Raw genomic sequence first — 13067 nt, 5'->3', positions numbered from 1 at the left:
CCTGGGCAAGTCAAACGGGCGGCTTCGGAACCGGTGACGGCTTTCGGAATGACCACGACGACTGTGAAGGAGCCGGTATCGATGCCCGCCACGAACGGCCTGAGTTCTTTCTTGCGGTCGCACCCGCCGGCCGGGGCGTACGACGATCTCCTCGCCCGGGTCCTGCCACAGGCGCGCGCACAGCGTGTGTGGAGTGAGTCCGACGGACCCCTTCCCAGCCTCTTCGTCAGCCACGGGGCCCCGTTCACCCTCGACGATCCGCAATGGCTCGGCGACCTCTTCGACTGGGCCCAGTCGATGCCCAAGCCCAAGGCCGTCGTGGTCATCTCGGCGCACTGGGAAAACGCACCGGCCGCCCTCTCCGGAACCGCGGCAGGTACGCCGCTGTACTACGACTTCAGCGGCTTCCACTCCCGTTACAGGACGCTTCCCTACGCGACGCCCGACGCCACTGACCTGGCGCGGCGGCTCACCGGCACGCTGAGCCGGACCACCGTGCACGAATTCACCGACCGCGGCCTCGACCACGGCGCCTTCATCCCCCTCATGGCCATGTATCCCGCGGCCGACATCCCGGTCGTACAGCTCTCGATGCCCAGTCTCGAACCTGACGCTCTGCTGGAACTCGGTGCGCGCCTGCGGCCTCTGCGCGAAGAAGGCGTCCTCATTGTCGGCTCGGGCTTCATGACGCACAGCTTCGCCGTCTTCCGCCACCCCGAACTCGCCGCAGAGACGGCGGCATTCGACGAATGGGCCGTCGACGCTCTCGCCAGAGCCGACGTCGACGCACTCGCCGACTACCGCGGCAAGGCGCCCGGTGCCGAGGTCGCCCACCCGACGGCCGAGCACTTTGTTCCGCTGCTGCTCACCGTCGGCGCCGCCTCAGATCCCGGGAGCGCCGTGAGCGCCATCGACCGCATGGTGATGGGCAACTCCACGCGGTCGGTGCGGATGAATTGACGACGGCGGGTGCCCACGAACGAGCAACAGCCCCGCACACACCGAACACACCGAACACACCGAACACACCGACACACACAAAAGGAAGTGCCATGAAGGCAGTGCGCTACCACGACTTCGGCAGCAGCGAGGCCCTGCGCTACGAGGACATCGAGCGTCCGGTACCCGACACCGGGCAGGTGCTGGTGCGGGTGGCGGCCACGTCGTTCAACCCGGTCGACGACCACATCCGCGCCGGAGCCCTGAACGCGATGTTGCCCATCGCTCTCCCGCACGTGCCCGGGATCGACCTGGCGGGCACCGTCGCCGAACTCGGCGCGGGAGTGTCGGGCGTGGCGGTCGGCGACCGGGTCGTGGCCATGCTGCCCCTCGACGCCGAGGGCGCGGCCGCCGAGTACGTGCTTGCCCCGGCCGAGGCCCTGGTCGCGGCGCCCCGGTCGATCGACCTGATCGACGCCGCGGCGCTGCCCCTTACTGGCCTGTCGGCCTGGCAGGTGTTGTTCGAGCTCGCCGAACTGAAGCCCGGGCAGACCGTTCTGGTCAACGGGGCAGGGGGTGCGGTGGGCAGTCTCGCGGTTCAGCTTGCCGTCGACGCGGGAGCGCAGGTGACCGCGGCGGCCAGTCCGCGGCACGCCGAGCGCCTTCAGGGCTACGGCGCCCAGGTCGTCGGCCGTCTCGATCTCGCCGCGGGCCCCGCCGCGGTGGGTGGCCCCTTCGAGGTTCTGCTGAACCATGTGCGCGGCACCGAGGACGAGGCCGCGCAGCTGTCGCGCTACGTCGCCGACGGCGGCGTAGCAGCCAGCACAGCGGGCCCGATACCGGAGGACCCCGCCCGCTCGGTACGCACGGCCGGCCTGTGGGTCCGCAGCGACGCCGCCCAGTTGACCGAACTGGTGGCGAGGGTCGATGACGGTCGGCTCCGCATCCACATCGCCGACCGCCGCCCGGTGGCCGATTCGCGTGCCGTGCATGAGGACTCGGCGGCCGGACGACTGCCCGGCAAGACCGTCCTGATCGCTCCCTGATCGCACACCGGCCGGGACGCCCGCCGTTCGCTCTCCGGCCGACCGGCGTCCCGGCCCTCATATCGACCGAATTGCCGCCGAGATCGTGACCACGCCGGTGGCGGCCACGCGGCTCGCCTCACTCCTCTGCGGCGTTGAGCGACTCCCGCACCCGCGTGACCTCCCACGGGGCGTCCTCCACGGGCCAGCTCGCGCTCAGCTCCTCGAGCAGAGGGCGATGGTCCTCGATGACCCCTTCCCACATCAGCCCCCACGCCGCAGCCGCTTGAACCTCTATCTCGGGGCAGCGCGTCGCCCGAACGAGCGCCTCCACGGAGTTGGTCCCCGGAGACTCGTCCAGCAGTTCCAGTGCCCTGACGCGGTCGTTCAACGGCACGTTCGGGTCGCAGGCGACCTTCCCCAGCACCTCGACGATCCGTAGGTCAGTGTCCTCCGCGTCCCTGAACACCGCTTCCACCACATGGAGAACCCGTTCGCGCATGTGATCGCTCGCGGCGGCCTCCACGACCTCGGCCAGCAGGGACGGCTCTTCCGCTGCCACGACGTCCAGCGCCGACAGTGCGGTGAGGTGCATGGCCTCGAGCCCGTACGTGCGGCTGAGCCCGGCCGGTGAGGGAGGCTGCCGCAGCACCTCCCGGATGCGATCGAGGACGAGTGACCTCTCCGGTTCACGCGCTTCCTCGCCGCCCCGCTTCACGGCGCCGTCGGGACTCCACCAGTGGTCGAGGGCGATGCCCACGGCCGCCTGGTCGTCGCTTTCGAGCAACGTGCGAAGCGCCCGGTGATACGACTCGTCCACCGTGGGAGCCCGCAGCCTCTTGTGGGCGCGATACAGCCCCGGATCCGCCAGCCGGTGTCCCTCCCAGTGGACGCTGTGCGGTTTGCCGAAGATCAGCTCAACGGGGTCCTGGCCCCAGGGGCGGTGCGGAGGCCGGTCGCCCCAGCTCTCGGCGACCTCCTCCATGATGGCGCGGTGCCGATCCACGCCTCCCGTCCTGACCAGGTAATACGCCGCGTGGGCCTGCACCTTCGGCTCGCCCTCGCGGAGCGCCCGGAGGAGAATGCCGTCCGCGTCCGCGCCGAGGCTGTCGGCCAGGACGCGGATCGCCGTCTCCTTCGTGCCGTAGAAGCCGACGGACGGGTCGAAGACCAGGTCGCCCAGGGCGGCGACGAGCCGCTCGTCCTTCACCTCGGCCTCGTCGAGCACGCCGTAAGCCATCCAGACGGCCTCCTTGCGCACCGCGTCGGAGTCGGCGCGCAGGAGAACGTCCAACAGGAGCGCGGCGTCGCCGGGCTCGGTGTGCCGCGCCCCGATCATGTTCAGGGCGCTCACCTCGGCGGGAGACATCGGCCGCCGGAGCACCTCACGAGCGCGGGCCAGCACCTCGGGCAGGTGGGCCTCGGCACGTTCCTCGTCCTCCAGGACATGGCGCAGCCCCTCCGAGGACTCGTAATGGTCGATCGCGATGCCCACGGCGACCGGGTCCTCGCTGCGCAGCAGGGTGGCGAACGCCCGCAGGCATCCCTCGTCGCTGAGCGGGAACATCAGCTCGTCATGAGCCTTCCGGAGCACCGGATCGTCCAGCTCGGTGTCCTTCCAGTAGGTGCTGTGGAAGCCTTCGAGCGCTTGGCGACGAATGTGCTCGGCCTCCCAACCCGCCTCCTTCGGCCAGGACTTCGCGAGCCGTGTGACGCGGTCGCGGTGGACGCGGAGCCGCAGGGGCGTCGCGAGGCAACCCGCCGCGTACACCTGGAGTTCCAGTTCGGACGACTCGGTGAGACGGACGATGAGGTCCTCGACTTCCGGGAGATCCACATCGTCCAGGGCCTGCATGGCGTCCCTGCGATCCTGCACGGCGAGGCCCTCGTCCAGCACCATGGCGGTGATCAGCGCCAGCAGCCGCCGGTTTGGCTCCTCACCCTCCGCGAGGGCGGTGCCGGCCGCGAGAAGCGCCATCTCCCGCACCTCGGCGTCCGGGGCGCCTTCGAGGGCGTCGGCGATCAAGTCCGCGTCCTCCTCCTCGGCGAGATGCCACAGCACGGTGAGAGCGCTCGAGTGGCTGCGGCCGGACGGAGGTTGCCTGAGGAGGTCCCGGGCGGCGAAGCGCACCTCGTTGGCCAGCGGCCAGTAGGGGTTGTCCACACCCCACCGGGTGTCCGCCTGCGCCGACTGGTAACTGTCCAGGGCCTCGCGGACGACGTCGATGTCGTCGCTCTCCAGCCGGGCGCTGAACTCGCCGAGGCGGGACTTCTCGCCGTCGCTCACGAGACCTCCTTCATCATCATCTCTGCAGGCTGGCAGAGTCGTCCGGCCCGTGTCCCCGCATTTTCACAACAGGGAGTCATCCGGGACGCGACTCCGCGCGCTCTTCTGGACGGCTCCCACCCCCTGAACCAACTCGCCCAGGCCGACTGACACGTGCCTGCCGGAGCCTCAGCCGGTGGCCAGGGTGCGGTTCAGGAGTGAGAGCAGGCGGTCCCAGTGGCGCTTCAGCCCGGCGGCGTCAAAGGCATCGGTGTCGGACATGGTGAAGCCGTGAATGGTGTCGGGGTAGATCTCGCAGGTGTGGCCGACACCCGCGGCATCCAGGGCCTGGTAGAGCTCACTGATGATCTCGGGCGACAAGTCGCCTTCGGCGAGGCCGAGATGGACTTCGGCGCTGAGCTCGGGCACGAGGCGGTGTGGGCTGTCGGGCGCGTCGGTGACCACGAAACCGGGATGGAATCCGGCGACGGCGGCCACCTGGCCGGGGTGGGCCGCCGCGGTGCGCAGTGCCAGGAGGGTGCCGATGCAGTAGCCGGTCACGGCGACCGGTCCGGCGCTGACCTCCGGCCGGGTGGTGAGGAAGGTGAGGTAGGCGTCGGCGTCGCGCAGCACACGTTCGGTGGTGATGTGTGCCTCGAGCAAGGGCATCAGCCGGCCGATGACCGCGGGCCGGGTCTCCTCTCCGATGTGCTCGGGAAGTTCGATCACCGGTGCCGGGCCGTGCCGGTAGTAGAAGTTGGGGACGAGCACGTAGTAGCCGTGTCCGGCCAGTTCGCGGGCCATCTCCTGCAGTACGGGCCGCACTCCGAAGGCGTCCGAGTACATCAGCACCCCCGGGTGCCGCCCGCCCCGGTCGGGGAAGGCGGCGAAGGCGTCGGCCTGGCCGTCCGCGGTGGGAATCCGCAGCGTCTTGGTGGGCATGAATGCTCCTGTCGTGGTTGATGTGCCGAAGCTGTGATCAACACGACGGAGGCGGAGCCCGCGCGGCAGTGCAAGATCCTCGATCGAAGAGCGGGCCCGCACCGGCCCGTACGGCGCTCAGGAGAGCACCGGGTCACCAATCCGTGCGTGGCGCGATGCCGTCCCGGGATTCATGCCCACAACGTAGTCCACGGGACAAAGCCGACGCCAGCGTTTATGGCTCGACGTGACGTTCCACTACGACGTTGTCAGAGGACGTCGTAGGTCAGGTGCGTCACCGTCGATGTCGAGGTCACGCTCCGCTGCACCAGTGTGCGTGGCGCTCCGCCGGTGAACAGTGGCGTTCCGGCGCCCAGTACGACGGGCGCGAGGTGCAGCGTCAGCTCGTCGACCAGGCCGGCGGCGAGCGCCGAGCCGACCGTGGCGCCGCCGCCCATGAGGATGGCGTCGAGGTCCTTGCCGCTGTCGGACGACGCCGTCTCGGCGCGTTCGCGCGCGGCGGTGACGGCGTCGGCCAGACCGGTGGTGACGAACGTCCAGTCGAGGCCGGTGAGGCGTACCGACTCCGGCGGTGAGCTCGTCACGACGATGAACGCGGGCTTGCCGACCTCGCGGGCGCCGTAGCCGGTCGTGTCGTCCCAGCCGTTCGGGCCGTCGACGATGTCGAAGAGCCGGCGGCCGAGGACGACGGCGCCCGAGCGGGCGGTGGCCTCGCGCAGGATCCGGCGGTCGTCGGGGGCCTCGGAGAACGCCCAGGTGTGCAGGGCCTCGCCGCCGGTGCCCAGACCGTTGTCCGGGCCGGGGTCGGGCCCGGTGACGAAGCCGTCGAGGGAGACCGAGATGTCAGCGATGATTCGAGTCATGTCAGGGCAGACTCGATCGGCCACCCGAACTCATCGCTCAGGCGTGGAGCCTCCTCTCTCGGGCCGCTCTCGGCGCCACTGACGATCACTCTGCGATCCTGGCAACCGCAACCGCAACCGCAACCGCAACCGCAACCGCAACCGCAACCGCATCGTCGCTCGGGAGACGCCGACACATGAATACGCCACCATCACCACCATCGCCGTCCGGAGCGGAGCGGACTGACGGGTCAGCCGTCCAGATAGGCGCTCTCGTTCCGCTGACTCGGCCTGGCTGGGTCGAGGCAGGCCAACACTTGCTCGCTGGGCTTGAGTTGGCCGTTCGCGAAGTCAATGACGGCGGCGGGATCGCCGGAAGACCACTCGAGCTGGTGGTCCGGGACACCGCGGCTGATCCACAGAGGGCCGCGGCGGCCGTCGACGAATTGGCTCGCCTGGGCGTGGCCGCCGTGGCGGGGGAGTATCACAGCGTCGTCGCTCGCGCCGCTGCCGCCCGGGCCGACGCCCTCGGCCTGCCGTTCCTCTGCTCGTCAGCGGTTCTCGACGCGCTCACCGAACAGCCGACGGAATGGGTCGCGCGCCTCGCCCCGGCGCAGTCCCACGGCTGGCAGATCTACGCGGACTTCCTCCTCGGCGCGGGCCACAGCCGTATCGCCGTAGCGGCCCAGCCGAGCGTCTACTGGGCATCCGGGACCCGCATTCTGCGGGACCACCTCGCGCCACGCGACGGCACCGTCATCGAACTCGACATGAGTGCGCTCACCCCCACGGCGGTGTGCGACGAACTCGTCGACCATCGCGCGACGGCCCTCCTTCTCCTGGTCGGCCACCCGGAGCCGGCAGTGTCGATCGTCAAGGCTGTCCGCCGCGACGAGCGCCTCGCCAACGTGATGATGGGTGCTCCGGCCGGGCAACCGGAGTTCGCCGAATGGGCGAGGTTGCTGGGCGACGACAGCGCCGCGATCCCGTTCTTGCGCTACCTGCCCGAGCGCCTCAGCCCACTCGGTGCACGAGTCGAGGCGGCCCTCCGCGAGCGGCTGGCCGAAGCGCCCTCCTTCGTCGCCTTCGAGGGCTACGACACGGTCGCCGTACTCGCCGATGTGCTGCGCTCTCACGGCGTGGACCGGGCGCGCATTGCCGAAGCCTGGCCGCGGGTCGCAGTCGAGGGCACCCGCGGGCGGATCCAGTTCTCCCGTACGCCGGGCATCAGCGTGTGGCAATGGACTTGGGCGCCCGTCCAGGTCGTTGACCGGGATCCGGCGGACCCCGAGCGCTTTCGGATCCGCCACGCCGGCTGAGAGGCCACGGAGAGGCCCGACTGACCTGTTGGCCAGGTGATATCCGGACGATCGGGCAGGCGGGGTGGGATCGGACCCCGCCACCATCGCTCACGGCACCCTGCACATCGCCCAAGTCGCCTGCGGCAGCGGCCAGTTAGAGACCTGCTACGGCACCGTCGAGACCCGTATCCGCCAATCCGCCGCCACCTGGCCCGGCGTCAACTCCGGTCATGGGCAGGCGTGCAATACGCTCACCGCCTCCGAGACCCGGAGAAGATCACCGGCCGTCAGCCCTCGCGGACAGCGGCGGCGTGGCTTCCCGGCGAGGGTGCGCCTGGACAGCGGCAATAGCCATGGGGTACGGGTGACCTCATGCCTCCCACGTTGAGTTCAGCGAAAACCCGCGTCGCGCTCCGCCAATCGGCGCGTGTCTCCCTTGAGTTGCTTCTGGTCCTCGTCATGACCACGGTGGTCCTGTGGGGCCTGGGCCAGATGTGGTCGGTGGTCTGGCCACTCGTCGTCGGACTGCTCCTTACGACGCTGACCTGGCCCCTGGCCCGTTTTCTGCGTGGGTTCGGGTGGCCGCCCGCGCTGGCCGCCTCGGTCGTGACCGTGTTGTTCCTCCTGGTCGTCACGGGCATCGTGGCGCTGATCGCGGTGCCGGTGGCGTCCCAGTCCGGCGAACTGACCGACCGTGTGACCGAAGGCATCCAACAGGTGCGTGAATGGGCCGCCGGGCCACCGCTGAACATCAGCGATGACCAGATCACCAAGGCCACCGACACCGCGGCCGACCGGCTGCAGAGCAGTGCCGGCAGCTTGGTCACCACTATCGTCACGGGGGTGAGCACCGTGATCGATGGTGTGGTCACCGCCGTCCTCGCGCTCTTCTTGATGTTCTTCTTCCTCAAGGACGGCCCGCGGTTCCTGCCGTGGCTCGCCCGCCAACTGCCCGGCCGGCTCGCCACCGACATCCCCGTGGTGGCCGCGCGCGGTTGGGACACTCTGGGCGCCTTCGTGCGTTCCCAGGCGTTGGTCGGCCTGCTCGACGCCGTCCTCATCGGACTCGGTCTGTGGGCCCTGGGAGTACCGCTGGTGCTGCCGCTGGCGGTCCTGACCTTCATCTGCGCGTTCGTGCCCATTGTGGGGGCCTTGTTCGCGGGTGCGGTCGCGGTGCTCATCGCGTTGGTGTCCAACGGCTCGACGGACGCACTGATCGCCCTCGCCATCATCATCGTGGTGCAGCAGTTGGAAGGCAATGTGTTCCAGCCCATGATCCAAAGCCGCGGGCTCGGCCTGCACGCGGCAGTCATCCTGCTCGCGGTGACGTTGGGCAGCAGCCTGGCCGGGATCGTGGGCAGTCTGCTCGCCGTACCGGTCGCCGCGCTGATCGCGGTGGTCTGGAACTACCTGCGCGAGCAGCTCAGCCACCCGCCGGAGGAGCTGGAGAACAACGAGCAACACGCCGGTGGCGCTGTCGTGTCGTAGACCCTCGGTGTCGGCGCCGACAGTCGGCGCCGACACCGAAAGCGCATCGGGCGCTGCCGTCCGAGCGGTGGTGAATGCGGTCGATCGGGCGGGGTACTCGGCAGGCTCACTTCGTATGAGGAGTACTTCACCATGATCTTCGGCATTGTTGGCATCTGCGTCCTACTGGCCGTGCTGGCCTTCCTGCTCCCGCGCCTGTCCCGGCACCCCGAACGGGGCACCCAGCGCACCCTGGGAGCCGGATCACGCGCCGGTGGCAAGGCCCCCGGCATCCTGGGGCGGATCCTCAGCAAGCCCTTCCGCAGCAGCTCCAAGGCGGTCGGCCGCAGCGGCTCCGCCGGTCGGCGGGCCCGAGGCCGTATGCCGTTCTAGCCAGAAGTCACGGGAGCGGGAAGTCATAGGGTCCCGATGGCTCAGTGGCCGCGGAACGCCTCCTCCAGCCACCAGGCCCCATGGTCGCCGACCACCTTGGCATCGATGAGGAGTGGCGCGGATCGTGGTCCGGCGACCCAGTCCTCGACGGCCTTGAGGTCCGCGGGCGTGCGTACGGTCACCGCCTCGAAGCCGTAGCCTCGCGCCACGGCGGCGATGTCCGTCGGCGGGAACTCGACCGTGTCGAGCGGATATCCGCCGGGCTTGAAGTGGTGCACCTCCGCTCCGTAGGCGTCGTCGTTGTAGACGACGACCACCATCGGCAGCCCGAGACGGCGTACGGTGTCGAGTTCGGCGGCGCTCATCAGCGCGCCGCCGTCGCCGAGCGCGGCCACGGGCAGCCGGTCCGGCCGCGCCAGCGCCGCGCCGATGGCCGTCGCAAGGCCCAGGCCGATCGACTGGAACGCCTGGGTGAAGCACAGGCCGTTGTGGTCCGGCACGGACAGATACATGGTCGGGTAGCCCATGAAGTTTCCGGAGTCCACGCCCATCACCCGCTCGGCGGGGAGGATGTCGTCGAGCGCGATGCTCAGCGTCCTCGGATCGATCCGTTCACGGCTGCCCTCGTCCTCGTACGGCACATCCCGCCACCGCACCCGTGTGGCGATGGCCGCCCCGATGTCGGCGGTCCGGTAACCCTCCCGTTGCCGTCCGGGCGTATCGAGCACCTGCCGCGCCGTGAGTTCCACATCGCCGGTGACGCCGAGGTGCACCTCCCGGTGCACACCGAGCGCCGAGGCGTCGTCGTCGACCTGGACGACGGTCGTGTCCGGACCGATCAGTCGACCGTGCCGCATCGTCCACATGTTCAGCGCGCAGCCCCAGCCCACGATCAGATCCGCCCCCTGGATCAGCTCTGCCGTCAGGGGGGACGAGAAGCCGCCGGACACGTCGAGCGACCACGGGTCGTCGTGGAACAGTCCGCGGGCGACGGCCGACGTGGCCAGCAGCGCACCGTGGCGCTCGGCGAGCGCCGTGAGGGCATCTCGGGCGCCGAGCGTACGCGATCCCCGGCCGGCCACGAAGACCGCACGTCGTGACCGCTCGAGCACCTGCGCCAGCGCCGCCACGTCGGCCGGTACCGGCTCGACCCCGGTCCGTTCCGGCGGCGGCGCGGCCAGGGCCGGTGCGTCGTCGGGTGCGTCCAGGGCCTGCACGTCCAACGGGAGGTTGAGCAGCACGGTGCGCCGTTCGTGCAGGGCGCGTCGCACCGCGGTGCATGCCTGCTCGACCGCGTCCTCCGCCGACGTCACACGCGCGGTGACCGCGCCCACCGCATGCGCCAGCGCCTCTTGGTCGACGGAGAAGTTGGACCTCGGCTCGGTCGCCTCGGCCGCCAGCACGAGGAGCGGCGTACGGCTCTTGGCCGCCTCGCCGATACCGGTGATGGCGTTCGTCAGTCCGCACCCCTGATGCACGGTCAGCGCGGCCACTGTGCCGCTCATCCGCGCGTAGGCATCCGCCATCGTGGCCGCGCCGCCCTCATGGCGTGCGGCGACGAACCGGGAACCCGCCGCCACCATGGCATTGGTCAGATGGAAGTTGCCCGAGCCGACCACGCCGAATACATGGTCGACACCTGCCGCGGACAACGCCCGGCCGACGGCTTCCGCGACCTTCATGGGCGCTCCACCAGCGCGAGCACCCGCGCGGGAGCCCCGGATCCGGTGACGATGGGCAACGGCCCCGCGATGATGACGGCGCCGGTCGGGGGCAGCGCCGAGAGATTCCGCAACTGCGTCAGCCCGTACTTGTCACTGCCCATGAGATAGGAATGACACGGGAAGGCCGGATCGAACGAAGGTGCTTGTCCGGCGTCGGTGCCCACCGTTTCGACACCGAGGCCGATCACCGGCGACTCCTCCGCCACCCACCGAGCGCATTGCGGTGCCAGGCCAGGGGTGTGCGGACCGCTCGCGTCGGCGTTGAGGAACGGCTCCTGCGCGTGCGAACGGGCGTCCCAGCCGGTACGCACCAGCAGCCAGCCGCCCTCGGGCAGCGGCTCGTTCTCGGCCTCCCATGCCTTCACATGGTCCACCTCGACGAGGAAGTCGGGGTCCGCCTCCGCCTCGGCGGAGAAGTCCAGCACGGCCGCCGGTGCGATCAGCCGCCCTGCCGGAACCGACGCCACGTCGGTGAGGTCCTTCCCGGTGACCCAGTGGTTCGGCGCGTCGAAGTGCGTGCCCGTGTGCTCACCACTGCGGAAGTTGTTCCAGTACCAGGCCGGTCCCCGGTCGTCGTACCTGCTGATCTCCTCCAGTTCGAACATCGCGGTCTGGCCGAACTCGGGGGGCAGCTGGATCACCGGTGTGGAGGACGACAGGGGCGAGGTGAGGTCGACGACTTCGATCGCACCACTTCGCAACCCGGTTGTCAGGGCGGCGAGGACGGATTGAGGGGACATGACGGCCTCCTGCACATGAGGGTTGATCGTGTGCCGTTCGTCAATGCGTCACTGCAGGTCGTAGGGGCCTGGCGGGGTCCGCAGGTGTGCAGGGACTCTACCCGAGTGATCATCACTGGGGCATCAGGCGACGCGGAAGCCGCCGCCGGTTCCCTGGTGACGCCGCACGCGGTTACGCGACGAGCAGGAGCATGCTGATCGCCAGCATCACCACGGCTGTGCCCCCATGGATGCCGTAGGCGGCAGCCTTGGGCCCGTTGCTGCGCCGCACGATCAGCGCGTCGCCGACGGGCATGCCGGTGGCGGCCCAGCATGAACCAACCCAACAAGTGGGATGTCGCTCCAGCCAGCAGGATGAAGAGGAAGACCCTCGAGGCTATGTCGCGCACGGCCTTGACAGTCAGCCAAGCCTGGAAGTTCCGGTCCTCGGTCGGCATGCCGGGTATGCCGAAGTGGACGGCGGCCTGCGGTACCCAAAAGGCCCGCGCGCCCACGAAGATGATGCCTGCGCCGATCAGACCGGCGAGCACGTTGGCGACATTGATGGGCATCAGATTGCTTCCCCCTCGATGACAGCGACGATAGGATCTAGTCTCGGCAGTATGTCTAGCGTTGCTAAGACATCGTCGCGTTCGCCAACAACGAGCACCGATGAACGCGAACGCACCCACCGGCATCAGCTGATCGTCACGATTGCGCGTGAACTCGCGGAAGCCGAAGACTGGGAGGCGGTGACGACACGACGACCGGCTGAACGTGTCGAGCTCACCTGGTGGATATCGGGTGGGCGTGCCTCCGTCCTCGCCTACCGCAACGAAGGACATGATGAGTGACGTTCTGCCCGCCTGGACCGCCATCACCGGCTGGCTGGCGGTGCACGCGCCCGGCTCGCGCGCCACCTTATGGCCGGGCGCTACGGTGGCCGACGTTCGATCCACCGAGGACAAGCTGGGGATGGGCCTGCCCCCAGACCTGGTGACGCTATGCGACGGAACGGTCGATGCTTCAGCCTTGGGTCGCGACCCCGACGAGTACGGCCCGTGCCTGTTCCTTGCTCAGCATTATCTGCTGCCGCTGGAGGGGATCGCAGCAGTTCGGGACAGCGCAGGGAACGCCGAGCAATTCTGGGATGCCTGGGTTCCGTTCGCCGCCACCGACTACTCTGTCACCCCGTGGGGCGGCCTGGCAGTCGACGCCGGAGGTCGCCTCGCAACACCTTCAGCCAGGCCGGCGGTGAGCCGCCGTCGGGATCGCTCGCCTCCCCCGGGTACGGATCCCTGAGCGAGTTCCTGGACACCTTGGCCGAAGCCCTCACCCAAGGCACTGGCCCGCTGACGGCCGAGGCCACACCCGGGTTTCACCGGGGCGCGCTGGTATGGGGGGCGTTGCCAGGCGACGGCGCTCCGTGGACATCGGCGCACCCGGAGA

Annotated in this window: 12 protein-coding genes; 7 read left to right on the top strand and 5 right to left on the bottom strand. The window is 69.5% G+C overall.

The features are described from left to right. Positions 1 to 81: 81 nt before the first annotated feature. Together CGL27_RS08005 and CGL27_RS08000 are read left to right on the top strand one after the other, a co-directional pair. Positions 82 to 960 (top strand): class III extradiol ring-cleavage dioxygenase, encoded by an 879-nt coding sequence (locus CGL27_RS08005; RefSeq protein WP_205587639.1) that lies wholly within the window; start codon positions 82 to 84, stop codon positions 958 to 960. Between the two features lie 92 nt (positions 961 to 1052). After that, entirely contained in the window at positions 1053 to 1985 is a 933-nt protein-coding gene (locus CGL27_RS08000) for an NADP-dependent oxidoreductase (RefSeq protein ID WP_119985569.1), read from the top strand. Positions 1986 to 2103: 118 nt separating this feature from the next. On the opposite strand, the gene CGL27_RS07995 is transcribed toward CGL27_RS08000, so the two are convergent. The 3 genes from CGL27_RS07995 to CGL27_RS07985 form a co-directional block, all read right to left on the bottom strand. Then, positions 2104 to 4251, bottom strand: a complete 2148-nt coding sequence (locus CGL27_RS07995; RefSeq protein ID WP_119985567.1) for a hypothetical protein — start codon at positions 4249 to 4251, stop codon at positions 2104 to 2106. Positions 4252 to 4419: 168 nt separating this feature from the next. Next, the gene (locus CGL27_RS07990; protein ID WP_119985565.1) at positions 4420 to 5172 is read right to left on the bottom strand and encodes a dienelactone hydrolase family protein; all 753 of its coding nucleotides are present in this window, start codon (positions 5170 to 5172) and stop codon (positions 4420 to 4422) included. 248 nt (positions 5173 to 5420) lie between these two features. Beyond that, on the bottom strand, positions 5421 to 6035 hold the full coding sequence (locus tag CGL27_RS07985; protein WP_119985563.1) for a dihydrofolate reductase family protein: 615 nt from the start codon (positions 6033 to 6035) through the stop codon (positions 5421 to 5423). Positions 6036 to 6211: 176 nt separating this feature from the next. Between CGL27_RS07985 and CGL27_RS07980 the strand changes: the two genes are divergently transcribed. From CGL27_RS07980 to CGL27_RS07970, 3 genes are all read left to right on the top strand, one after another. Continuing rightward, positions 6212 to 7333 carry an ABC transporter substrate-binding protein gene (locus CGL27_RS07980; protein WP_119985561.1) on the top strand — a complete coding sequence of 374 codons (1122 nt, stop codon included), beginning with the start codon at positions 6212 to 6214 and terminating at the stop codon, positions 7331 to 7333. Positions 7334 to 7687: 354 nt separating this feature from the next. Beyond that, positions 7688 to 8803 carry an AI-2E family transporter gene (locus CGL27_RS07975; RefSeq protein WP_119985559.1) on the top strand — a complete coding sequence of 372 codons (1116 nt, stop codon included), beginning with the start codon at positions 7688 to 7690 and terminating at the stop codon, positions 8801 to 8803. 132 nt (positions 8804 to 8935) lie between these two features. Next, on the top strand, positions 8936 to 9175 hold the full coding sequence (locus CGL27_RS07970; RefSeq protein ID WP_119985557.1) for a DUF6411 family protein: 240 nt from the start codon (positions 8936 to 8938) through the stop codon (positions 9173 to 9175). Between the two features lie 41 nt (positions 9176 to 9216). Here CGL27_RS07970 and CGL27_RS07965 read toward each other — a convergent pair whose 3' ends face one another. Further along, the gene (locus tag CGL27_RS07965) at positions 9217 to 10857 is read right to left on the bottom strand and encodes a thiamine pyrophosphate-binding protein (RefSeq protein ID WP_119985555.1); all 1641 of its coding nucleotides are present in this window, start codon (positions 10855 to 10857) and stop codon (positions 9217 to 9219) included. Then, the gene (locus tag CGL27_RS07960; protein ID WP_119985553.1) at positions 10854 to 11639 is read right to left on the bottom strand and encodes a cyclase family protein; all 786 of its coding nucleotides are present in this window, start codon (positions 11637 to 11639) and stop codon (positions 10854 to 10856) included. The genes CGL27_RS07965 and CGL27_RS07960 overlap by 4 nt, the downstream gene beginning before the upstream one ends. A 257-nt stretch (positions 11640 to 11896) precedes the next feature. Between CGL27_RS07960 and CGL27_RS51610 the strand changes: the two genes are divergently transcribed. Next, a complete protein-coding gene (locus CGL27_RS51610) occupies positions 11897 to 12472 on the top strand; it encodes a hypothetical protein (RefSeq protein ID WP_240451078.1) in 576 nt (191 codons plus the stop codon). Next, positions 12465 to 12920, top strand: coding sequence for a hypothetical protein (locus tag CGL27_RS49875; protein WP_162952908.1), 456 nt, complete (start codon positions 12465 to 12467; stop codon positions 12918 to 12920). The genes CGL27_RS51610 and CGL27_RS49875 overlap by 8 nt, the downstream gene beginning before the upstream one ends. Positions 12921 to 13067: the final 147 nt, after the last annotated feature.

Origin of the sequence: Streptomyces sp. 11-1-2, from assembly GCF_003595545.1 — a bacterium.
GTDB lineage: Bacteria > Actinomycetota > Actinomycetes > Streptomycetales > Streptomycetaceae > Streptomyces > Streptomyces hygroscopicus_B.
This window is presented reverse-complemented; position numbering and strand designations above follow the sequence as displayed.